The 22831-nt window shown below is 70.9% G+C and carries 20 protein-coding genes, 1 tRNA gene and 1 pseudogene; 9 read left to right on the top strand and 13 right to left on the bottom strand.

From position 1 onward, the window contains the following. Positions 1-61: 61 nt before the first annotated feature. The gene (locus KIH27_RS06360) at positions 62-1006 is read right to left on the bottom strand and encodes an NAD-dependent epimerase/dehydratase family protein (protein ID WP_214092092.1); all 945 of its coding nucleotides are present in this window, start codon (positions 1004-1006) and stop codon (positions 62-64) included. 33 nt (positions 1007-1039) lie between these two features. Between KIH27_RS06360 and KIH27_RS06365 the strand changes: the two genes are divergently transcribed. The 6 genes from KIH27_RS06365 to KIH27_RS06390 all read left to right on the top strand — a co-directional run bounded on the left by KIH27_RS06365 (position 1040) and on the right by KIH27_RS06390 (position 8047). Then, positions 1040-2824, top strand: a complete 1785-nt coding sequence (locus KIH27_RS06365) for a hypothetical protein (protein WP_214092093.1) — start codon at positions 1040-1042, stop codon at positions 2822-2824. A gap of 198 nt (positions 2825-3022) precedes the next feature. Beyond that, positions 3023-3322 carry a PE family protein gene (locus tag KIH27_RS06370; protein ID WP_214092094.1) on the top strand — a complete coding sequence of 100 codons (300 nt, stop codon included), beginning with the start codon at positions 3023-3025 and terminating at the stop codon, positions 3320-3322. Between the two features lie 18 nt (positions 3323-3340). Then, positions 3341-4552 carry a PPE family protein, SVP subgroup gene (locus KIH27_RS06375; protein ID WP_214092095.1) on the top strand — a complete coding sequence of 404 codons (1212 nt, stop codon included), beginning with the start codon at positions 3341-3343 and terminating at the stop codon, positions 4550-4552. Then, complete coding sequence (locus tag KIH27_RS06380) at positions 4549-5778, top strand: PPE family protein, SVP subgroup (protein ID WP_214092096.1); 1230 nt, start codon at positions 4549-4551, stop codon at positions 5776-5778. The genes KIH27_RS06375 and KIH27_RS06380 overlap by 4 nt, the downstream gene beginning before the upstream one ends. Positions 5779-5807: 29 nt before the next feature. Continuing rightward, complete coding sequence (locus KIH27_RS06385) at positions 5808-6569, top strand: response regulator transcription factor (RefSeq protein ID WP_214092097.1); 762 nt, start codon at positions 5808-5810, stop codon at positions 6567-6569. Then, positions 6569-8047, top strand: a complete 1479-nt coding sequence (locus KIH27_RS06390; protein WP_214092098.1) for a sensor histidine kinase — start codon at positions 6569-6571, stop codon at positions 8045-8047. Before KIH27_RS06385 ends, KIH27_RS06390 begins: the two co-directional genes overlap by 1 nt. Before the next feature lie 10 nt (positions 8048-8057). Here the strand turns inward: KIH27_RS06390 and KIH27_RS06395 are convergent, their stop codons facing one another. The 3 genes from KIH27_RS06395 to KIH27_RS06405 all read right to left on the bottom strand — a co-directional run bounded on the left by KIH27_RS06395 (position 8058) and on the right by KIH27_RS06405 (position 10809). After that, positions 8058-9143 (bottom strand): Fic family protein, encoded by a 1086-nt coding sequence (locus KIH27_RS06395; protein WP_214092099.1) that lies wholly within the window; start codon positions 9141-9143, stop codon positions 8058-8060. Between the two features lie 347 nt (positions 9144-9490). Continuing rightward, positions 9491-9566, bottom strand: a tRNA-Thr gene (locus KIH27_RS06400). A 28-nt stretch (positions 9567-9594) separates the two neighbouring features. Further along, complete coding sequence (locus KIH27_RS06405; RefSeq protein ID WP_214092100.1) at positions 9595-10809, bottom strand: DNA polymerase III subunit delta'; 1215 nt, start codon at positions 10807-10809, stop codon at positions 9595-9597. A 155-nt stretch (positions 10810-10964) separates the two neighbouring features. On the opposite strand from KIH27_RS06405, the gene KIH27_RS06410 reads away from it, so the two are divergent. Next, positions 10965-12497: an adenylate/guanylate cyclase domain-containing protein gene (locus KIH27_RS06410; RefSeq protein WP_214092120.1), complete on the top strand. Its 1533-nt coding sequence runs from the start codon at positions 10965-10967 to the stop codon at positions 12495-12497. A 2-nt stretch (positions 12498-12499) separates the two neighbouring features. Here the strand turns inward: KIH27_RS06410 and topA are convergent, their stop codons facing one another. From topA to KIH27_RS06425, 3 genes are all read right to left on the bottom strand, one after another. Beyond that, positions 12500-15319, bottom strand: coding sequence for a type I DNA topoisomerase (topA, locus tag KIH27_RS06415; protein WP_214092101.1), 2820 nt, complete (start codon positions 15317-15319; stop codon positions 12500-12502). 114 nt (positions 15320-15433) lie between these two features. Next, positions 15434-16045 (bottom strand): hypothetical protein, encoded by a 612-nt coding sequence (locus tag KIH27_RS06420; RefSeq protein ID WP_214092102.1) that lies wholly within the window; start codon positions 16043-16045, stop codon positions 15434-15436. A 90-nt stretch (positions 16046-16135) separates the two neighbouring features. Next, on the bottom strand, positions 16136-16339 hold the full coding sequence (locus KIH27_RS06425; protein WP_005138711.1) for a cold-shock protein: 204 nt from the start codon (positions 16337-16339) through the stop codon (positions 16136-16138). A 310-nt stretch (positions 16340-16649) separates the two neighbouring features. Here KIH27_RS06425 and sftH point away from each other — a divergent pair, with 310 nt between their 5' ends. Continuing rightward, entirely contained in the window at positions 16650-18998 is a 2349-nt protein-coding gene (gene sftH, locus KIH27_RS06430; protein WP_214092103.1) for a DEAD/DEAH box helicase, read from the top strand. Between the two features lie 258 nt (positions 18999-19256). After that, positions 19257-20276, top strand: coding sequence for a PAS domain-containing protein (locus tag KIH27_RS06435; RefSeq protein ID WP_214092104.1), 1020 nt, complete (start codon positions 19257-19259; stop codon positions 20274-20276). A 65-nt stretch (positions 20277-20341) separates the two neighbouring features. Here KIH27_RS06435 and KIH27_RS22465 read toward each other — a convergent pair. The 6 genes and pseudogenes from KIH27_RS22465 to KIH27_RS06460 form a co-directional block, all read right to left on the bottom strand. Beyond that, positions 20342-20587, bottom strand: a pseudogene (locus KIH27_RS22465) (Rv3654c family TadE-like protein); the annotation flags it as partial. A gap of 16 nt (positions 20588-20603) precedes the next feature. Next, on the bottom strand, positions 20604-20906 hold the full coding sequence (locus KIH27_RS06440) for a TadE family type IV pilus minor pilin (RefSeq protein WP_307856802.1): 303 nt from the start codon (positions 20904-20906) through the stop codon (positions 20604-20606). 47 nt (positions 20907-20953) lie between these two features. Then, positions 20954-21172: a DUF4244 domain-containing protein gene (locus KIH27_RS06445; protein WP_214092105.1), complete on the bottom strand. Its 219-nt coding sequence runs from the start codon at positions 21170-21172 to the stop codon at positions 20954-20956. A 58-nt stretch (positions 21173-21230) separates the two neighbouring features. Continuing rightward, on the bottom strand, positions 21231-21809 hold the full coding sequence (locus KIH27_RS06450; RefSeq protein WP_214092106.1) for a type II secretion system F family protein: 579 nt from the start codon (positions 21807-21809) through the stop codon (positions 21231-21233). Beyond that, positions 21806-22603 (bottom strand): type II secretion system F family protein, encoded by a 798-nt coding sequence (locus tag KIH27_RS06455; protein ID WP_214092107.1) that lies wholly within the window; start codon positions 22601-22603, stop codon positions 21806-21808. Before KIH27_RS06455 ends, KIH27_RS06450 begins: the two co-directional genes overlap by 4 nt. Then, positions 22600-22782, bottom strand: a complete 183-nt coding sequence (locus KIH27_RS06460; protein ID WP_214092108.1) for a hypothetical protein — start codon at positions 22780-22782, stop codon at positions 22600-22602. Before KIH27_RS06460 ends, KIH27_RS06455 begins: the two co-directional genes overlap by 4 nt. Between the last annotated feature and the right edge of the window lie 49 nt (positions 22783-22831).

The following is a 22831-nucleotide window of genomic DNA, read 5'->3' on the forward strand; positions in this document are numbered from 1 at the left end:
CGTGATGACGACACCGCAGCGAAGGAATACTCCCCTCCGTCGGACGAGTATGCCACAGCGGTCAGGACTGCCCGACCAGCCGAAAATAGTCGACGGTCCGCTGCACACCGGCTGCCAGCGGCATCTCCGGGCGCCAGCCGAGCAACTGCTGCGCGCGACCGATGTCCAGGCAGGACCGTTTCAGGTCGCCGAGGCGCGCCGGGTGGAACTCCGGGTCATCGGGTGCGCCGGCCGCGGCGGCCACCACCGTGTGCAGTTGCCGATCGGAGGTCTCCACCCCGGTGCCGACGTTGAACCGCAGCCCGTCGCCGTCCGGTCCGGCCGCCCGCACGAACGCGTCCACCACGTCGTCGACGAAGACGTAGTCGCGGGTGTTGGAGCCGTCGCCGAACACCTTGGTGGGTTTGCCGGACAGCAGCGCCTGGGCGAAGATCGCCACCACCCCGGCCTCCCCGTGCGGATCCTGGCGGGGGCCGTAGACATTGGCCGGCGCGATGTGCGAGCACTGCAGCCCGTACAGGTGCCGGAACGTGTTCAGGTAGATCTCCCCAGCGACCTTGCCGGCGGCGTACGGCGATGCGGGGTCGGTCGGGACGGTCTCCCCGGTCGGATACGTCGCCGGGGTGCCGTAGATCGAGCCGCCCGACGAGGTGTGCACGATCTTGCGGACCCCGGCCCGGCGTGCCGCCTCGGCCAGCCGGACCGTGCCGATCACGTTCACCGATGCGTCGTGCTGCGGGTCGGCCACCGAGCGCCGCACGTCGATCTGGGCGGCCAGGTGGAACACCACCTCGGGGCGGCACTGCTGGAGCAGGTCGTTGAGATCGGCGGTGACGATGTCGGCTTCGACGAAGCTGAAGTCCGCATCGGAGGCCAGGTGCTCGATGTTGGTGGCCCGCCCGGACGCGAAGTTGTCCAGCCCGACCACCGCGTGACCGTCCGCCCGCAGACGGTCGACCAGCGTGGATCCGATGAAACCGGCTGCCCCGGTGACCAGTGCTCGCACCGGCTCACCATACCGACCAGGTAAGAAAGACCCATGCTCGCGCGCCGCCACTGGGTCTGCTGGCTGGCCCTGACCCTGGTCGCGGTCCAGCTGGCGGTCCGTGCTGCGGTGGCGTTTGCCGGCTACTTCTACTGGGACGACCTGATCCTGGTCGGGAAGGCCGGCACCCAGCCACTGCTGTCGCTGGGGTATCTGTTCGACGACCACGACGGTCACGTCATGCCGGGCGGGTTCCTGCTCGCCGGTGCGCTGACCCAGGCCTGGCCGCTGGTGTGGGCGGCGCCGGCGGCCAGCCTGGTGGTGCTGCAACTGCTGGCGTCGCTGGCGCTGCTGCGGGCGCTGTGGGTGATCCTGGGCTGGCGGCCGGTGCTGCTGGTGCCGTTGACGTTCGCGCTGTTCAGCCCGCTGTCGCTGCCGGCGTTCGCGTGGTGGGCGGCGGCGCTGAACGCGCTGCCGATGACCACGGCGCTGGCCTGGGTCTGCGCCGACGCGATCCTGTTGGTGCGCACCGGGAATCAGCGGTATGCGATCACCGGTGTGCTCGCCTATCTGGGCGGGCTGTTGTTCTTCGAGAAGACGGCGGTGGTGCCGTTCGTCGCGTTCGCGGTGACGGTGCTGCTGGGGTATGTGCAGGGCGAGCGTGTTTCGCGCGCGGCGATCACGGTGTGGCGAGCCGGGATTCGGCTGTGGGTGCCGACGCTCGCGCTGACGGCCGGCTGGGTCGGGGTGTACCTGGCGGTGGTCAACCAGCGCCGGTGGAGCCTGGATCTGAGCATGACGCGGGATCTGTTGTGGCGCTCGATCACCCACGGGATCGTGCCCGGCCTGGCCGGCGGACCGTGGACCTGGGCCCGCTGGGCGCCGGCGTCGCCGTGGGCGCTGCCGGGCCCGACGGTGATGACGCTCGGGTGGCTGGTCCTGGCCGGGCTGCTGGCGCTGTCGGCGCTGCGCAAACGCCGGGTTGCGGTGGTGTGGCTGGCGGCGGCCGGCTACGCGGCGCTGTGTCAGGTGCCGATCTATCTGATGCGGTCCTCGGCGTTCACCGCGCTGGAGTTGGCGCAGACGCTGCGCTATCTGGCCGACCTGGTGGTGGCGCTGGCGCTGCTGGGCGCGGTCGGGTTCTGTGCGCCGAACCGGGGTGCGGCCCGGTGGCTGGACGCCTCGGTAGCACGGACGGTGGCGGTGACGGCTTTGGCGGTGGGGTTCGCCGTCAGCAGCCTGTATTCGACGGCCACGTTCGCGGCGTCCTGGCGCGACGACCCGGCGCGCGGTTACCTGCAGAACGCCCGGCGTGCCCTGGCCGAGGCCCGCGCGGACTCCGGGGCGCCGCTGCTCGACTTCGAGGTGGACCCGCTGGTGCTGCAGCGCGTCGTCTACCCGGAGAACCTGGCCAGCCACCTGTTCGCTCTGGTGCAGGATCGACCCGAATTCGCCTCTGCCACATCACGGTTGCGGATGCTCGACGCCACCGGCCGGTTGCATGACGCGAAGGTGACCTGGGTGCGCACGCTGGTGCCCGGTCCGGTGGCCAGGTGCGGGTACCTGGTGCAGCCGGATCAGCCGGCCACACTCGGGTTGGACGGGCCACTGCTGCCGTCGGACTGGACCGCCGAGATCAACTACCTGGCCAACGCCGACGGCGCGATGACGCTGTCGCTCTCCGACGGGCCGCCGGTGCGGGTCCGGGTGCATCCGGGGCTGAACCGGGTGTTCGTCCGACTGCCCGGCGCGGGCACCTCCGTCGTCGCCCGCGCCGACACCGCGGCGCTGTCGGTGTGCATCGCGGCGGGGCCGGTGGGGCATCTCGCGCCGGCCTGATCCCCTCCCCGCGAAGGTGCAGAGTTCACCGGTAAACCCCCAGGTCGGCCGGTCAATTATGCACGGTCACGGGAATTGGAGCCCTCGTCGGCACGCCGAGATATGCGTTTCGTATGAGTGCCGCATGCCAGGTTGCCGGGCCCGTGCGCTCGAAAATACCGTCGAAGGCACGCGATCCAAGGAGGTTGAGGACAGCCGATGTCTTTCGTTGTGGCACAACCGGAACTGCTGGCGGCGGCGGCCGGTGACCTGCGTGGGATCGGGTCCGGGCTGCAAGCCCAGTACGCGGCGGTCAGCGGGCCGACCACCGCGGTGCTGCCGCCGGCGTCCGATGCGGTCTCGCTGCTGACCACGGCACGCTTCAACAGCCACGGCACGCTGTTTCAGACCATGGCGAGCCAGGCCGCAGCCGTGCATCAGATGTTCGTGGCGACGCTCAGCGGCAACGCGACGTCGTACGCCGTCGCCGAGGCGGCGAACGCGGCCGCGGCCGGCTGACCGGCGCGGGGACAGCCGATGAATTTCGCGGTGCTGCCGCCGGAGGTCAACTCCGCACTCATGTACACCGGCGCCGGCTCCGGACCGATCCGCGCCGCCGCCACCGCCTGGCAGACCATGGCGACCGAACTCGAAACCGCCTCGTACGCCTACCGATCCGTCATCACCGCACTCACCGACGAAACCTGGCTCGGGCCGTCGTCGGTGGCGATGGCAGTCGCTGCCGCGCCCTACCTCACCTGGATGCACACCACCGCAACCCAGGCGGGCCACGCCGCGGGTCAGGCCGAAGCCGCTGCCGCCGCCTACGAGACCGCGTTCGCGATGACCGTCCCGCCACCGGTCGTCGCCGCCAACCGCACCCAACTGGCCACGCTGGTCGCCACCAACCTGCTCGGGCAGAACACTCCCGCCATCGCCGCCACCGAAGCCCACTACGCCGAAATGTGGGCCCAGGACACCACCGCCATGTACGGCTACGCCGCCGACGCGGCCCAGGCCACCCGGCTCCCGGCGTTCACCGCCCCCGGCCATACTGCCCGGGCTGCCGCTTCAGCCGCCGATGCCACCGGTGGCGCCATCTCGCCGGGCCTAGCGTTCGACCTGGCCGGCGCGGCGTTGGAGATCGGCAGCGTCGGCCCGTTCGGCGCGGTCGGCCTCGGCGGCGGGTTCGGCGGTCTGGCGATCACGTTGGCGGAGTTGGCGTTTCCCGAGGAGGCCGCGATCGGCTTCGGCGCGCTGGGTGAGTTGGGACTGATCGGCGACGTCGCGCCGGCGACCGCTGTGGCGGGCCGGGCCGGTGCGATCTTCGCGAGCGTGGGCGGGGCGGTGCCGGTGGGGGCGCTGTCGGTGCCACAGGCCTGGGCTGCGGCGGCACCGGCGGCGCTGCGGCAGGTCTCGCTGCTCTCGGTGCAGTCGGCCACCTCGGCTGCGGCAGCCGCCGAGGTCCCGTTCTCGGAGATGGCACTGGCCGGGATGGCCGGGCGCGCCATCGCCGGTTCCACCGGCCGTCGGGATCAGACCGAACCGACCACCCGGCAGCTGACGGGGGCCGCACCACCGCCGGACGACGAACCGGAATCGCTGGTCAAGCCGATGAGCGGCGTGGAGATCATCGCCGAACTGCGCGGGCTGGCCGAACTGCGCGACGCCGGTGTGCTGACCGACGCCGAATACGCCGGGCAGCACGAGCGCCTGGTGGCCGGCGCCAACGCCGGGGGCGACCGATGAATTTCGCGGTGCTGCCGCCGGAGGTCAACTCCGCACTGATGTACACCGGCGCCGGCTCCGGGTCGATCCGCGCGGCCGCCACCGCCTGGCAGGCCATGGCAACGGAACTGGCGTCGGCGTCGCAGGCCTACCGGGCCGTCATCACCAGCCTCACCGGCGAGTTCTGGCTCGGACCGGCATCGGTGGCGATGGCGGCCGCCGCCACGCCCTATGTGACCTGGATGCACGCCACCGCAACCCAGGCCGGCCACGCCGCCAGCCAAGCCGAAGCCGCCGCGGCCGCCTACGAGACCGCGTTCGCCATGACCGTGCCCCCAGCCGTCGTCGCCGCCAACCGCACCCGACTGGCCACCCTGGTCGCCACCAACCTGCTCGGGCAGAACACCGCCGCCATCGCCGCCACCGAAGCCCACTACGGCGAGATGTGGGCACAGGACAGCACCGCCATGTACGGCTACGCTGCCAACGCCCAAGCCGCCACCCAACTCCCGTCGTTCACCGCCCCCAAGCAGACGGCGGGTTCGGCCGCGGATTCCGGCGGGTACGACGGCGCCGGTGAGCTCGGGCTGGAACTGGACGTCCTGGTGACGGCGATCGAGGTGGAGAGCTTCGCCCCGTTCGAGGGCGGTGGTGCCGGTCTGGAGTTCGGCAGCCTGGCCATCGAGGCGGCCAGCCTGGGGCCGTTCAGCGGCGAGGGTTTCGGGGCGCTGGGCGGGCTGGGCATGATCGGCAGCATCACCCCGGTGCCGGGCGGTGCCGGCGGGCTGGGCGCTTCCCTGGCCGGGGCGAAGCCGGGTATCGCCGGCGCGGCACGCACCGGCGCGGTGTTCGCCAGCGCCGGGCGGGCGGTGCCACTGGGTGCGCTGTCGGTCCCGCAGGCCTGGGCCGCCGCCGCGCCGGCGGCGCTGCGGCAGGTGACGCTGGTGGCCGCACAGTCCAGCGCCGCAGCCGCGTCGGCGGTCACGAGCGCCGCGGAGATTCCGTTCACCCAGTTGGCCCTGGCGGGCGCCGCCGGGCGGGCGCTGGCCGGGTCGGCCGGCCGTCGGGAACAGGCAGCCGCCCCGGCACCCCTCTGCGCCGAATCCCCTGATGAACCAGAGGAACCACCGACCCGGCCCGTCCAACCGGTGGTCGCCGAACTGCGCGCGCTCGTCGAACTGCGCGACACCGGGATCCTCACCGAGGACACCTTCAACCAGCGCAAACAGCGTCTGCTCGGCGGCTGACCGGGTCCGATGTAGGAGGATGACCCTTGATGTCGGGAAACACGGTCGGTCAGCATCCACGCAAGGCCATTCTGGGTCAGCTGCCCCGGATCACCCGGCCGGACGGTTCACCGATCCGGGTGCTGCTCGTCGACGACGAGCCGGCGCTGACCAATCTGGTGACGATGGCGCTGCACTACGAGGGTTGGGTCGTCGACGTCGCCCATAACGGCCGCGACGCGATCGCCGGCTTCCACAAGGCCGAGCCCGACGTGCTGGTACTCGACATCATGCTGCCCGACGTGGACGGCCTGCAGATTCTGCAGCGGGTCCGCGAGGCGGATCCGTATGTGCCGGCGCTGTTCCTGACCGCCCGCGACTCGGTCACCGACCGGGTCACCGGGCTGACGTCGGGCGCCGACGACTACATGACCAAGCCGTTCAGCCTGGAGGAACTGGTCGCCCGACTCCGCGGTCTGCTGCGCCGGTCGAGCCAGTCGGCGCCGCCGCCCGACGAGGTGCTGACCGTCGGAGATCTGACGCTGGACAGCGCCAGCCGTCAGGTCAGTCGCGGCGGCACCCCGATCATGTTGACCACCACCGAGTTCGAACTGCTGCGGTTTCTGATGCGCAACCCGGAGCGGGCACTGACCCGCGCGGAGATCCTGGACCGGGTGTGGAACTACGACTTCGCCGGCCGGACCAGCATCGTCGATCTGTACATCTCCTACCTGCGCCGCAAGATCGACACCGACGCCGAACCGATGATCACGACGGTCCGCGGGGTCGGCTACCTGTTGAAGCCGGCGTGATGATCCGTCCGCGGTCGCTGCGCCGCCAACTGGTGCTGGGGGTCTCCCTGGTAGTCACCGCGGCGTTCGTGGCGGTCGGGGTGGTCTCACTGCTGAACCTGCGCAGCTACGTCACGGCGACCAGCGACGCCGACGTCTCCGAGTCGCTGCACGCGTTCAGTCACTCGTTCGCCAAGTACCGGGCCGATCCGGGCCGACCGGCGATACAGGATGCGCTGCTGGGTTTCACCGATCAGACGCCCGGCAATGTGCTGGCCGTGCTGCGCGACGGGCGGGTGATCGCCTCGGCGGTGTTCACCGACGAGGAACCGTACCCGGCGCCGCCGGACGTGACGGCCGCGATCGCCGCACAGTCCTGGACGGACGGGCCGCCGCGCACCCTGGCGCTGGGCGACCTGGGCGACTATCGGGTGGACACCCGCGCAGCGGACGGCGGGCACCTGCTGGTGATCGGCGCGTCGCTGAATCTCGCCGAGCACACCGTCTCGCACCGAATGGCCGCTGCCGCACTACTTTTCACCGCAGCCCTGATCGTCACCGCGATCCTGACGATCACCGTCGTCAACGTCGCGCTACGGCCGCTGCGCCGGGTGGCCGCCACCGCCGCCACGGTCGCCGGCATGCCGCTGATCGACGGCGGCCGGCGCATCGAGGTGCGGGTCCGCGACCGTGATCTCGACCCGCAGAACGAGGTCGGGATCGTCGCGCTGACGCTGAATCGCCTGCTGGACAACGTCGATGACGCGCTGGCGCACCGTGGCGAGTCCGACCGGCGGATGCGCCAGTTCATCACCGACGCCGGCCATGAACTGCGCACCCCGCTGGCGGCGATCCAGGGTTACGCCGAACTGACCCGGCAGGACAGTGCGGCGCTGCCGCCGACCACCGAATACGCCCTGGCCCGAATCGAATCCGAATCCCAGCGGATGGCCTCACTGGTGGAGGAACTGCTGCTGCTGTCCCGGCTCAGCGAGGGCGACGACCTGCAGATCGAGTCCGTCGACCTCGGTGAGCTGACCCTGGACGCGGTGAACGACGCCGCCGCCGCGACACCGACGCATCAGTGGATCAAAGACCTGCCCGAACAGCCGGTGTGGGTGCGCGGCGACCGCGCGCGGTTGCACCAGGTTGTCTCGAACCTGTTGAAGAACGCCGGCACCCACACCCCCGCCGGGGTGACCGTCACGGCGGCGATCACCGTGCACCGGTCCGGCGTGGGCGGGCCGACGGCGGAGTTGACCGTCGCCAACGACGGGCCGGCGATCGACCCCGAGATGCTGCCGCACCTGTTCGAGCGGTTCGTCCGCGCCGACCGGGCCCGCTCCGGGGAGTCGGGCAGCACCGGGCTGGGGCTGGCGATCGTCGCCTCGATCATCGAGGCCCACCACGGCACGGTGGGGGTGGAATCCCGCGAGGGGAAGACCGTGTTCGCAGTGCGACTGCCGCTGGCGGAGCTGACCGGGGATGGCGCCGCTTAGGTGAAATGACCTACCCGCTGCGAACCAGGAGTCGGAGGAACTCCCGGTTGATGAACAGCCTGTCCCTGCCGATCTTGACATCTTCAAGCATCCCTGCCTCGGCAAGCGCTCCCAGCCACGCTGTCGCAGTCGGCCGGGACACGCCACACCGCTTGATCACAGTGTTGATTCGGCAGTAGGGCTGCTCGAAGAGAACCGACTGGAACTCTGCGTCCGCGCCTCCCTTGGATATAGCCCTGGCCCGGCCCGCGTAGTCCTCCTGCAACCCCCTGATCGCTTCGATCTTCCGGAGCGTGTAGCGCGAGGTCTGCTCGATGCCGGTCAGCATGTAGCAGATCCAGTCTTCCCAAGCCCCATCGGCGGTGACGCTGAGAAGGAGCCGGTAATAGTCGTTCTTGGTGTCGATGATGTAGCGCGACAGATACAGGACCGGGAGGCGTATCAGGCCCGCCTCGACCAGCATCAACACGTTGAGAATCCGACCCGTTCGCCCATTGCCGTCAGAGAACGGATGGATCGCCTCGAAGTGGTAATGGGCAGCAGCCATCCGAACAAGCGGATCCATGCCGTCGCCGGCGTGCACGAACTTCTCCCACTGGGAGAGCTTCTCGACGATCACATCCCTCCCTTCGGGAGGGCTATAGATGACCTCGTGCGTAGTCGGGTTCGCTATCCGGGTACCGGGGATGGCGCGAACCTGCATCTCTCGCCCCTTGATGGTGCTGCACACCGCTTCTGCGGTTGCTGCAGCAACGCCCCGTTGCCGAGCAAGGTCGAACCCTTTTCGGAGCGCAGTCCGATACCGAAGGGTCTCCCGCGTGGCGGCATCAGCACCGGCATCATCGTCAAGATGCCGAAACAGTTCATCGGTAGTGGTCACGATGTTCTCAATCTCAGAACTGGCCTGGGCTTCAAGCACGGGTAACGCGTTGATCAGAACGGCTGCGTTAGGAATCGATACGACGGCTTGGTCCAGCTGCCCAAGGGCAGTGTTGGCGGCAATTGCAGCTTTAAGGACCTTCCTCGTCTCCAGTTCTGCCACGCCCGGCGGCGCAGGCAGGTCGTTGTAGGGCCGCTCCGGCCTCCATGCGGTCATGCTGCGACGCTGCCAGACAAGCTATAAAATGTAAAGAATCCTTGTATTTCTTTACATGTCTTGTAGACATGCAAAGTCCGTTTGCATACGCGCATGTCACTGCAGCACCCGGTCAGCCGTGATTTCGATACACGAATGACGCTCCCGAGCCGGACGACTGGTCGTACGACGTTCAACGGGCGTTCCCGACGCTTCGCCACCGCAACCTGCGACGGACGCGGCGCGTCGCGCCACCTCGACAGTTGGGCTTCCAGCGCTGACGCGGGATCAAAATATCGGGAAAGTGTTGAGACGGACTGTCCCTGACCGGTTTCCCGGTGTCACCAGCGAGCGTTTCCGCTGGTAGATGGAGCCGCCTAGGAGAATCGAACTCCTGACCTATTCATTACGAGTGAATTGCTCTACCGACTGAGCTAAGGCGGCCTGCCCGGCACACCGGGCGCGGATGAGTTTACAGGTCGCGCATGAGCGCCTGCCCGATGGTGGCGACCATGGCGTCCACGGCGAACTTCGGCTTGACGTTGACGGCCAGCGCGTCGCGGCAGTCGAGTACCGCCTCGATGCAGCGCAGCAGCCGGTCCGGGCCGGCGTGCGCGGCCAGCGCCGCCACCTTCTCGGCCATGTCCGGGTGGTTGGGCCGCACCCCGTCGACAGCGGACGCGGTCAGCAGGGCGTCCCGAAAGTAGGTGGCCAGGTCCATCAGCGCTCGGTCCAATGCGTCCCGCGACGCCCGGGTCTGCCGGGACTTCTGCCGGCGCTCCAGGTCTTTCAGCGCCCCGGCGGTGCCGCGCAGCGTGCCGGCGGTGCCCTTGCCGGTGCCGCCGGCCCCCAGCGCGGTGCGCAGTTCCTCGGTCTCGTTCTCGGCGCGCTCCGCGTTGGACGCGCGGGCCTCCGCCTCGGCTGCGGCCACCAGTTCCCCGGCGGCCGCGAACGCCCGCGACGGGGTGGCCGCATCCCGGGCCAGGCCCAGCGCCCGCTGCCGGCGCTCGCGGGCCTCCGGATCGGTCGCCAGCCGACGGGCCCGCCCGACGTGGCCGCCGCTGACCGCAGCCGCCCAGTCGGCGGTCTGCGCATCCAGGCCGTCGGTGTCGATCAGCACCCGGGCGATCGCCGCCGGCGACGGCGTCGTCAGCGCCACGTGCCGGCACCGGGACCGCAGGGTGATCGCGATGTCCTCCGGGTCGACCGACGGCGCGCACAGCAGGAACACCGTCGACGGCGGCGGCTCCTCGACGACCTTCAGCAGCGCGTTGGCCGCGCCCTCGGTGAGCCGGTCGGCGTCTTCGATCACCACCACCTGCCAGCGCCCGGTGCTGGGCCGCCGCGAGGCGATCTGCACGGTGGCCCGCATCTCGTCGACGCCGATCGACAGCCCCTCCGGAACGACCCGTCGCACGTCGCCGTGGGTGCCCGCCATCGTGGTGGTGCACGCCCGGCAGGTCCCGCAGCCGGGTTCCCCGTCGCTGGTGCACTGCAGTGCCGCGGCAAAGCACAGCGCGGCGATGGACCGGCCCGAGCCGGGGGGACCGGTGATCAGCCAGGCGTGAGACATGGCGCCGGCCGCGGCGGCACTGTGAGATGAATCATGTCGGGCCGCCCGCGCGGCAGCCAGCAGTTCGGCCTCAACCTCCCGCTGACCCACCAGCCGTGCGAAAACCCCGGACATCACCGCCCAACGGTAGTCGGCACCGGCGACAACCGACCGGCAGGCACCCCGCCGACGCGGCGTTCCGGCCGACGCGGGCCGCACCGGCCGGATACGGTGTTCGCGTGGGCATACGCAGGCTGATCGAGCGGATCATCCGATTCGCCTGGTGGGTGATGCGCACACCGTGGCCGGTCTTCGCCCTGAGCATGATCCAGTCCGACATCGTCGGCGGCCTGTTCGTGGTGGGGTTCCTGCGCTTCGGACTGCCCGACGAGGACCGCATCCAACTGCAGGACCTGCCGCTGCTCAACCTGGCGGTGTTCATCACCGTGCTCATCATCGTGCGCGAGCTCGGCTCGCTGCTGAGCATGTGGATGATGATGCCGGTGTTCCGCTGGCAGCGCAGCGACGGCCCCCTGGTCGAGACCGACTCCAGCGCCACCGAACTGGCCCGCGTCCGCGCCCTGCGAATGCCGTTCTACCGCACGCTGATCAGCCTCGGCTACTGGTTCGTCGGCGGGGTGAACTTCATCGTCGCCGCGTGGCCGGTGGCCAAGCACGCCGTGCCGGTGGTGGCGATCGCCGTAGCCCTGGGCGCGGCGGCGACCGCGATCATCGGCTACCTGCAGTCCGAGCGGGTGCTGCGGCCGGTGGCGGTGGCCGCGCTGCGGGCCGGCCTGCCGGAGAACCTCAAGGCGCCCGGCGTCATCCTGCGTCAGCTGCTGACCTGGCTGCTGTCCACCGGGGTACCGCTGCTGGCGATCGTGCTGTCGGTGGTGTCCAGCAAGACCGCACTGCTGCACGCCGCCCCGGAGAAGCTGTTCACGCCGATCCTGATGATGGCGCTCACCGCGCTCGGGATCGGACTGATGGGCACCATCCTGGTCTCGATGTCGATCGCCGACCCGCTGCGACAGCTGCGCTGGGCGCTCGGTGAGGTGCAGCGCGGCAATTACAACGCCCACATGCAGATCTACGACGCCAGCGAACTGGGCCTGCTGCAGGCCGGGTTCAACGACATGGTGCGCGACCTCGCCGAACGGCAGCGACTGCGTGACCTGTTCGGCCGCTACGTCGGCGAGGACGTCGCCCGGCGCGCCCTGGAGCGCGGCACCGAACTCGGCGGGCAGGAGCGTGACGTCGCCGTGCTGTTCGTGGACCTGATCGGCTCAACGCAGCTCGCCGCGACCCGACCGCCCAGCGAGGTCGTCGGCCTGCTCAACGAGTTCTTCCGGGTGGTGGTCGAGACCGTCGGGCGGCACGGCGGCTTCGTCAACAAGTTCCAGGGCGACGCGGCACTGGCGATCTTCGGCGCTCCGATCGAGCACCCCGATGCGCCGAGCGCGGCGCTGGCGGCGGCCCGCGACCTGCACGACGGCCTGCTGCCGGTGCTGGGTTCCGCGGAGTTCGGCATCGGGGTGTCGACCGGGCGGGCCATCGCCGGCCACATCGGCGCCCGCGCCCGTTTCGAGTACACCGTGATCGGCGACCCGGTCAACGAAGCCGCCCGGCTCACCGAACTGGCCAAGCTCGAGGACCGCCACGTGCTGGCGTCAGCGGTGACGGTCAGCAACGCGGTGGACTCCGAGGCGCTGTCCTGGGAGGTCGGCGAGATCGTCGAACTGCGCGGACGCGTGGCCTCCACCCAGCTCGCCCGGCCGCTGAATCTTGCGACGGTCGAAGACGTTTCGCCCGTCAGCAGCTGACCTCAGCTCTTGGCGGCCTTCTTGGCCGGCGCCTTCTTCGCGGGGGCCTTCTTCGCCGCGGCTTTCTTCGCCGGCGCCTTCTTGGTCGCCTTCTTCACCGGGCCGCGGGCCCGCCGGTCGGCGAGCAGTTCACCGGCGCGCTCGTCGGTGATCGACGCGACCTCGTCGCCCTTGCGCAGGCTGGCGTTGGTCTCGCCGTCGGTCACGTACGGCCCGAACCGGCCGTCCTTGATCACCATCGGCTTGCCGGTCGTCGGGTCAGCGCCGAGTTCGCGCAGCGGCGCAGCCGAAGCCGCTTGGCGGCCACGGCGTTTCGGCTCGGCGTAGATCTTCAGCGCCTCATCGAGGGTGACGTCGAAGATCTGCTCCTCGGTCGCCAGCGACCGGGAGTCGGTGCCACGCTTCAGATACGGCCCGTAGCGACCGTTCTGCGCGGTGATCTCCTCACCGGAACCCGGGTCGACGCCGACCAGCCGCGGCAGCGACAGCAGTTTCAGCGCGTCGTCCAGCGTCACCGTCTGCAGGTTCATGCTGCGCAGCAGCGAACCGGTGCGCGGCTTCGGGCCGGTCGGCTTCTTGCCCTTCTTCGCCGGGCTGCCGGACTCGTCGTCCGGCGGCGGCGGGAGGACCTCGGTGACGTACGGGCCGTACCGGCCGTCCTTGGCGACGATCGGGTGACCGGTCTCGGGGTCGATCCCCAGTTCCCGGCCCTCCTGCGGGGTGGCGAAGCGCTCCTCGGCCATCTCCAGCGTCAGCTCGTCCGGCGGCAGCGAGTCGTCGAGGTTGGCGCGCTGCGGGGTCGGTTCGCCGTCGTCGCCGACGACCATCCGCTCCAGGTACGGCCCGTTCTTGCCGACCCGGACGTACACCGGCCGGCCCTCGGCGTCGTCGAACAGCTTGATGGAGTTGATCTCCCGGGCGTCGATGCCCTCCAGGTTCACCCCGACCAGCTTCTTCAGCCCACCGGAGCGGGCGATCGAGTCCTCGACGCCGTAGTCGCCGCCGAAGTAGAAGTTCTGCAGCCACGCGGTGCGGTGCTGACGCCCGGCGGCGATCGCGTCGAGCTCGTCCTCCATCGCCGCGGTGAACCCATAGTCCACCAGCCGCCGGAAGTGCCGCTCCAGCAGGCCGATCACGGCGAACGCCACCCAGGACGGCACCAGCGCGCTGCCCTTCTTGTAGACGTAGCCGCGGTCCTGGATGGTCTTGATGATCGACGAGTACGTCGACGGCCGGCCGATGCCCAGCTCTTCGAGCGCCTTGACCAGCGATGCCTCGGTGTAGCGCGCCGGCGGGTTGGTGGAGTGCCCGTCCGGGGTCAGCTCGGTCGCGTCGACACGCTGGCCCTGGGTCAGCTGCGGCAGCCGGCGCTCGGCGTCGTCGGCCTCCCCGCCGGCCAGCTCGTCGACCGTCTCCACGTACGCCTTGAGGAAGCCCGGGAAGGTGATGGTGCGCCCGCTCGCGGCGAACGTCACCCGGCTGTCCCCGGACATGCCGCCGATCCGCAGGCTCAGCGTGGTGCCGCGAGCGTCAGCCATCTGCGACGCGACCGTGCGCTGCCAGATCAGCTCGTAGAGCCGGAACTCGTCGCTGCCCAGTTCGTTGCGCACCGCGTCCGGCGTCGCGAACGTCTCCCCCGCCGGGCGGATCGCCTCGTGGGCCTCCTGGGCGTTCTTGACCTTGCGGGTGTACTGCCGCGGGGTCGGCGAGACGTATTCCTCGCCGTACAGCTGACGCGCCTGGGTACGGGCGGCATCAATGGCCGACTGCGACAGCGTCGTCGAGTCGGTACGCATGTAGGTGATGTAGCCGTTCTCGTAGAGCCGCTGGGCGATGCTCATCGTCCGCTCGGAGGAGAACCGCAGCTTGCGGCCGGCTTCCTGCTGCAGCGTCGAGGTCATGAACGGCGCGTAGGGCTTGCGGGTGTAGGGCTTCTCCTCCACCGACGCCACCGACAGCGACGCCCCGCGCAGCCCAGTGGCCAGCGCGGTGGCCGCCGCTTCGTCGAGCACGGTCACTTCGGCGGGCTTCTTCACCGCACCCAGCGAGTCGAAGTCACGGCCGGACGCCACCCGCAGGTCGTCGACGGCGACCAGGCGGGCGCTGAACGTGGGCGGAGTGGCGGTCGGGTCGGAGACGCCGGCGTCCAGTTGCGCCACCACGTCCCAGTAGCCGGCGCTGCGGAACGCCATCCGCTCGCGCTCGCGGTCGACGATGATCCGGGTCGCCACCGACTGCACCCGGCCGGCCGACAGCTTCGGCGCGACCTTCTTCCACAGCACGGGTGAGACCTCGTAGCCGTAGAGGCGGTCCAGGATGCGGCGGGTCTCCTGCGCGTCGACCAGGTCGTGGTCCAGGTCGCGCGGGTGCTCGGCGGCGTTGCGGATCGCCGTCTCGGTGATCTCGTGGAACACCATCCGCTTGACCGGGACCTTGGGTTTGAGGGTCTCCAGCAGGTGCCACGCGATGGCCTCGCCCTCGCGGTCACCGTCGGTGGCGAGATAGAGCTCGTCGACGTCCTTCAGCAGCCCCTTGAGCTCGGTGACCGTGGCCTTCTTCTCGGGGCTGACGATGTAGAGCGGTTCGAAGTCGGAGTCGACGTTGACCCCGAGCCGCGCCCAGGGCTCGGTCTTATGCTTGGCCGGCACGTCGGCGGCGTTGCGGGGCAGGTCGCGGATGTGCCCACGGGACGACTCGACGACGTAGTTGCGGCCCAGGTAGCCGGCGATCTTCTTCGCCTTGGTGGGCGACTCGACAATGACGAGCCGCCGAACGGAGGTGCCACCACCGCGTCCGTTGCCCTGGTGCTCCTGCTCAGCCACCTGCCCTACGCTCCACTTCTTGTCCGCACCAGCAGGTCGTGCCGCCGGTGGACATCTGACAATCTCGCACCTGCGGGTATGCCGATGCAAACCGGCGCCCAGCGGTGAATTCTCTCAAAGGTTGCCGCGGTCGACCGGTACCGCCGGTCCGACACGCGGCCACTGAATCAACGCGGCCGGGTCCGCGGGTGATTCCCCGACGCTCTCCACCAGCCGCAACAGCCTGCGTCGGCCGCTGATTCGCAGCGCCGGATGACTGCCGCGGGTGCCGATCAGCGTCGGGGCGATCCCGACGTGCATCAGCGCCGACGCCAGTGGCGCGTGGGTGTCCGGCGCGTGCGGATCCAGGCCCAGCAGATACCGGTCGCCGTCGGCGGTGCCCGCCGCCAACGTCCAGGCCCGCAGTTCCCGGGGGCCGGGATGCCACTGCGGGGGCACCGTCTTGACCGCCCCGCGGGTCCATTGCGCGGCGATGACCCGCAGCCGCGGGTCGACGGCCGTCCGCACCAGCGGAGTGTCCTCCTCGGTGCGGGTGATCTCGGGTTGCAGATCGGCCGCGCTGATCATCTCGGCGAGCGCCGTGGCGCGCCAGGGCGCGTCGACGACCACCGAGAGCCGGGCGCCGTCACCCACGACGACGACCTGACCGGCGCCGGCCAGCACCCCGGTGAGGTCGGCGACGCCCGGCGGCACCGACTCTGCCGAAAAGAAGGAAAGCTGGCTCACAGCACCGACAGTAAGCCCGGCCGAAACGAAACCCCCCGGTCGAGCTCCGCTAGTGGGAGCCGCCCGGGGGGTGTCGTCGAACTCCGTTGCTCAGACGGCGCGGACGCCGGTGGCCTGCGGGCCCTTAGGGCTCTGGCCGACCTCGAACTCCACCCGCTGGTTCTCCTCGAGGGTGCGAAAGCCGGACCCCTGGATCTCCGTGTAGTGGACAAACACGTCCGCGGATCCGTCCTCGGGCGCGATGAAGCCGAAGCCCTTCTCGGCGTTGAACCACTTCACAGTTCCCTGTGGCATTTGTCGATCTTTCCTTACTCTTCTTGCTCGGTGCGGCGCACCGTCGCTCGGCGCACCGACTTTCGGCGCCCCGGGCCTGTCCCGGCCGCCGTACCGCCTGCGGAGCCGTCGGCGCTGCCACCGACCAGCTCCAGCGGAAACTGCGGCCGCAACCAAAGATCCTGCGAAGGTGTGACACGAACACAGAAGCTGCGACCGCCACCAGTCAATCATGTTCATCGCGCCGAGGACAGACCGCGGTCCCCAAATCATTCGGGCGTCGATGAACAATGGGCGACGGAATGCTGTGCAGTTGATCAAGGACCGGTGAATGGCCGCGAATTTCGGGGGTGACCTGCTGGTCGCCGCGCTGGCCGGGATCGAGGGTGGCGAACACCCGTTGCGCCACGTCACCGACCTGCCGGCGGCGGGCGGACGGGCCGGCGCATGGCCGGCCTGGGTACAGCCCGACGTGATTCGCGCCTTCACCGAGCGCGGCATCGAAACGCCCTGGTCACACCAGGTGGCGGCCGCCGAGTTGGCCCACGCCGGGCGGGACGTGGTGATCAGCACCGGGACGGCGTCCGGGAAATCGCTGGCCTACCAGCTTCCGGTGCTCGATGCGCTGGCGACCGATCCGCGTGCCCGGGTGCTGTACCTGTCCCCGACCAAGGCGCTCGGCCACGACCAGCTGCGGGCGGCGCAGGCGCTGACCGCGGCGATCCCCGGCCTGGCCGGCGGGGTGGCGCCGACCTCCTACGACGGGGACAGCCCGACCGAGATCCGCCGGTTCGCCCGGGAACGGTCGCGGTGGGTGTTCTCCAACCCGGACATGGTCCACCTGGCGATGCTGCGCAACCACCCGCGCTGGGCGGTGTTCCTGCGCGGGCTGCGGTTCGTGATCGTCGACGAATGCCACTACTACCGGGGGATCTTCGGCTCCAACGTGGCGTTGGTGCTGCACCGGCTGCTGCGGCTCTGCGCACGCTACGGGGCGGGGCCGACGGTGATCTTCGCCAGCGCGACCACCGCGGCGGCGGGTGCGAGTACGTCGGCGCTGATCGGCCGGCCGGTCGCCGAGGTGACCGAGGACGGCTCACCGCACGGCGCCCGGACCGTGGCGCTGTGGGAACCGGCCCTGCGGCCCGACCTGACCGGCGAGCACGGCGCCCCGGTGCGGCGGTCCGCCAGCACCGAGGCGGCCCGGGTGATGGCCGACCTGATCGCCGAGGGCGCGCGCACGCTGACGTTCGTACGGTCGCGGCGGGGCGCCGAGCTGATCGCGCTGGCCGCCCGGGCGCGGCTGGAGTCGGTCGCACCGCAGCTGGCCGAGAAGGTGGCGTCCTACCGGGCCGGCTACCTGGCCGAGGATCGCCGCAGCCTGGAGCGGGCGCTGGCCGACGGCGACCTGTACGGGCTGGCCACCACCAACGCGCTGGAGCTCGGCGTCGACATCGCCGGGCTGGACGCGGTGGTGATGGCCGGTTTCCCCGGCACCGTGACATCGTTCTGGCAGCAGGCCGGCCGATCCGGACGGCGCGGGCAGGCGGCGCTGATCGTGCTGATCGCCCGCGACGACCCCCTGGACACCTACCTGGTGCACCACCCGGCGGCGCTGCTGGACAAGCCGATCGAGCAGGTCGTGATCGACCCGGTGAACCCGTACGTGCTGGGTCCGCAGCTGCTCTGCGCGGCCGTGGAGCTGCCACTGACCCGGGCCGAGGTCGAGCAGTTGGGCGCCGGGCCGGTCACCGAGTCCCTGGTCGACGACGGACTGCTGCGCCGCCGGGGCGACAAGTACTACCCGACCCCGGGTCTGCTGGACCCGCACGCCGCCGTCGACATCCGGGGTTCGGCCGCCGGGCAGGTCGCGATCGTCGAGGGTGACACCGGGCGGCTGCTGGGCAGCGTCGACGCCGGGCGGGCGCCGGCCACCGTCCACGCCGGCGCGGTGTACCTGCATCAGGGTGAGAGTTACGTCGTCGACGCGCTGGACACCGAGGGTCAGATCGCGTTCGTGCACGCCGAGGATCCCGGCTACGCCACGTTCGCCCGGGAGATCACCGACATCGACGTCACCGGCGACGGCGAGCGCTCACAGTTCGGCCCGGTCAGCCTGGGCCTGGTGCCGGTCACCGTGACCCGGCAGATCGTCGGCTACCTGCGCCGGCTGCCGAGCGGCGAAGTGCTGGACTTCGTCGACCTGGACATGCCGGCGGCGACGCTGCCCACGATGGCGGTGGTCTACACGATCACGCCCGAAGCGCTGACCGGTTGCGGCCTCGCCGAAACCGCGATCCCCGGTTCGCTGCACGCCGCCGAGCATGCGGCGATCGGGCTGCTCCCGCTGGTGGCCAGCTGCGATCGCGGTGACATCGGCGGCCTGTCGACCGCGGTGGGGCCGGACGCCCTGGGCGGGTTGCCCAGCGTCTTCGTCTACGACGGCTATCCGGGCGGGGCGGGGTTCGCCGAACGAGGGTTCCGGGCTGCGCGCACCTGGCTGGCCGCCACGGCGGCGACGATCCAGTCCTGCGAATGCCCGCACGGCTGCCCGTCCTGCGTGCAGTCGCCGAAATGCGGCAATGGCAACGATCCGCTGGACAAGGACGGCGCGGTGCGGGTGCTGCACCTGGTCCTGAACGAGTTGGGCCGGACGGTTCGGATGTTGCCTGAAGTGTGACGGGAGTCGGCCGACCCCCCGAACGGCCGACTCCCCTGTCTCCGGTATCCCGGTAGCTGCCACAACAGCGACAAGAAGAGCAGTCGAAAAAAGCGCTCAGCTCCCAAACCCGGACAACCGCCCGGCACGCGTAAGTTAACCGCCCGCCCGGTACCCGCGCAACTCGAGAAGGCGGCGCGATCCGGGCCGCCGGAACGGTCCAGGGTGATCCTCCACTGTTGCCGCAGGTAGACAACCGTTGCCCGTAATATCCCTGACATGAGCCACGACTGGTTGCTGGTGGAGACACTCGGCACTGAGCCGGTGGTGGTCGCACAGGGCCGTCAGGTGAAGAACATGATCCCGATCACCCAGTTCCTGCGCCGCAGCCCGCATGTGGCCGCGATCCAGACGGCGATCGCCGAATCGGTGCGCACCGGTCAGCCGTTGGCCAGCATCACCCCGAAGAACGACCGGGTGATCCGCACCGAGCCGGTGGTGATGTCCGACGACCGGGTGCACGGCGTCCACGTCTGGAGCGGGCCGGCGACGATGGAGCCGCCGGAGCGCCCGACCCCGGGGCCGCTGAAATGGGACCTCACCCTGGGGGTGGCCACCGACACGACGGAGTCGCTGACCAACAGCGGCAAGAACCCCGAGGTCGAGACCACCCACGGTCGGGTGTTCGCCGAAGAACTGCCGACGCGTGACTTCAGCCCGAACGAAAGCAAGATCATGGCGCTGGCGATCCGGGCCGAACCCGGTCAGACCATGTGCAGCAGTTGGGACGTCACCGACTGGCAGGGCAATCCGATCCGGGTGGGCTTCGTGGCGCGTACCGCCTTCGAACCCGGAGCCGACGGGCGCGACCACCTGGTGTCCCGGGGGATGAACTGGCGCGGCAACCTGGACGGCGCCGCGCAGCGTCCCGACACGCTCGCCGAGCAGATCCTGCACGGATTGGCCCAGCCCGGGGTGCACCGCGCCATGGTCGACATGGCCGACTGGCGGTTGCTGAAGTGGTTGGACGATCCGTGCCCGTTCTACGACTGGCGCGGCACGGTCGACGCACCCCGGGTGCATCCGGACGACGAGCCGGTGGTCGCGAAGATGACGGCCGAGTTCGGCACCGGCCCGACCGCCGGGATGCTGCGGATGCGTGCGCCGGGCGGCGGCTGGAACCCGGTGCACGTCACCGTCAACCGGGTGGAGCTCGAGCCGGGCGTCGTCGCCGGGCTGATCGCACTGCGGTTGCCGACCGAGGCCGAACTCGCCGAGGCGGGCTTCGAGCCGGCCTGAGCAACCGGCCCGGCACGCGCCGCCGCCCGGGCCGGCCCCAGCCCGTGGAACGGCAGCGGCACTGCCACCCGGACCAGCAGGTCGAGGCCCTGCGTCGTGCATTCGACGGCGGCCCCGGCCTGCATCCGCACCGCCAGCCGTTCGGCTGCCGCGCAGGCGGCCTCGGGGCCGGCGGGCAGTCTTGCCGCCCCCGCCAGCGCGGCCAGGTCGGCAGCGGCCTGAGCCCGGTGCCGGGCGATGACCGCCGCGCCGAGCAGGAATCCGCCGTAGCTCACGGTCAGCAGCACCGCGACTCCGGCGGCGGCGAACACCGTCGCCGCACCGGTGTCACCGCGACGGTTCGACGGCCGACACCGCTTCGGCCGCCACCGTGAGCCCGGGCAGCAGGGCCGTGCGCGCGGTGACCTGCACCGCCACGAATTCCCCGTCCCGGCGCACCTGCAGCACCGCACCGGCGGGTGCGATCCGACCGGCCACCGCGGCCGCCGCCGGGCCGTCACCGCGCGCCGCGAGCCGGGCGGCCTCCCGGGCGGCGTCCACGCACCGGACCTGCATGGCCAGCGCGGTCCCGCCCGCCAGGCACAGCACCAGCGTCGCGGCCAGCGCGGCCAGGCCGAACGCCGCCTCCACCGTGCCCACGCCGGCGTCCCGGTCGAGTTCACCGGACCTCGCCACGATCAGAGGTTGGTGCTCAGCGCACGCCCGATGATCCGGTTCAGCCCCGCCACGATCGAGTCCCCGGTGACGACCGTGTAGAGAATCGCCCCGAAGGCCGCCGCTGCGACGGTGCCGATCGCGTATTCCACCGTGGACATCCCCGAATCATCGGCCGCCAGCATCAGCAGCCGCAGCTTCAGCACCCGTAACATGGTGCGCACCTGCCGTATTCGTGTCATAGCCCGTCCCTCCTCGGTGATCGTTTCCGCGGCCGTTCCGCGAAATCCGGTCGGCCGGTCACAGCAGCCCCGACCGCAGCACATCCCCGGCCAGTCCGGCCACCACCGGGACGATTCCCAGGCAGACGAACGCCGGCAGAAAACACACTCCGAGCGGCCCGGCGATCAGCACGCCCGCCCGCTCCGCCGCGGCCGTCACGGCGTCGGCCGCGTCGGCCCGGCACCGGGCGGCGAGATCAGCGGCGCCGGCCGCCAGTGCGGTGCCTGACGACCCGGACCGGCGGGCCAACCGCAGCAGCGCCGCGGTCGCCGGATCACGGTCGTCAGCCGGCAGTCCGCCCCAGACCGCGGCCGGGTCGGCACCCAGTGCCAGCAGGTCCGCCCCGCGGCGCAGCGTCCGGGCCAGCCCCGGCGGTGCGCAACGAGCGGTGGCGGCGGCCGCCGCGGAGACCGGCATGCCGGCGTTGAGGCAGAGCGCGAACACCTCCAGGCTCGATGCCAGCGCCAGCGCGTCGGGGTCCGCGGCCACCGGACGCCGCGGCGACTGGCGCGACCGTGCTCCGGCGCGCGCCCGGCTCGCGGCGGGGCCGCCGGTCACCAGCACGGCCAGCGCGAGCAGCATCACCGCGCTGCTCATGCGTCGAACGCCCGCGAGGTGATCCGGTCCGACCACAGCAGTCCGGCGCAGGCCAGCAGCACCCCGGCCACCGACACCGCGCCGCCGGACCGGCTCAGCAGGAAGCCGATCGGCCGGGCGCCGATCAGTTGGCCGAGCAGCAGGCCCAGGGCCGGCAGCGCGGCCAGGATTGCCGCCGACGTGCGGGCACCGGCCATCCCGGCGTCGGCTCGCGCCGAAAGCCGCTGGCGCGCAGCGATATCGGACTGCGCCGCGCACATCAGGGTGGCGATCGCGATACCGTGTTCACTGCCCAGCCGCCAGTACACGGCCAGCCAGTTCCACAGTGCGGGCAGCGCCGAGCCGACGGCCGCGTCGCTCAGGCCGGCTGCGACGTCGGCCCCCAGCCGGGCCCGGGCGGCCACCCCGCGCAGTGCGGCCGCGACCGGGGCCTCCTCGGTCTCGGTGGCTGCTTCGGCGAAGGCCCGCACCGGATCCGACCCGGCCTGTAGTTCGGCGACGAGTGCACCGAGCGCGGCGTGCAGTGCGGCGGTCTCACGTGCCGCCGCCGCGCGCCGCCGGGCCCGGTGGTGCCGCACGGTGAGGGTGGCCACCAGGGCGGCGCCGGCCAGGCAGGTGGCCGGCGGCAGCATGACGAGCGCGGACGCCGCGCAGCACCCGGCCACGACGGCGGCCACCACGCGCCGGCGCAGCCCGAACGCCGGCCGGGCGGGCGCACCGAGACGCCGGCGCGGTGCAGCCGGCAGCAGGACCGCCGCTGCCAGGGTCAGGGCCGCGAGCACCGGGCCGGTCACGGCGTCACCCGGTCACGCAGCAGGCGCTGCAGTTCATCGGCGTGACCGGTGTGGCCCTGGGTGCCGTGGCCGTGCCGCCAGGCCGTCAGCGCCTGCACCGTCCCGGTGCCGTCCGGCCGCAACACCGCGATCTCGGTCAGCCGCCGCACGCCGCGGCGGTCCCGAGCGACGTGCAGCACCACCTGGCAGCTTTATCAGAGGTTTAACACGTTCTATTGGTCAATCAGC

The organism is Mycolicibacter acidiphilus, from assembly GCF_018455725.1.
Classification (GTDB): Bacteria; Actinomycetota; Actinomycetes; order Mycobacteriales; family Mycobacteriaceae; genus Mycobacterium; species Mycobacterium acidiphilum.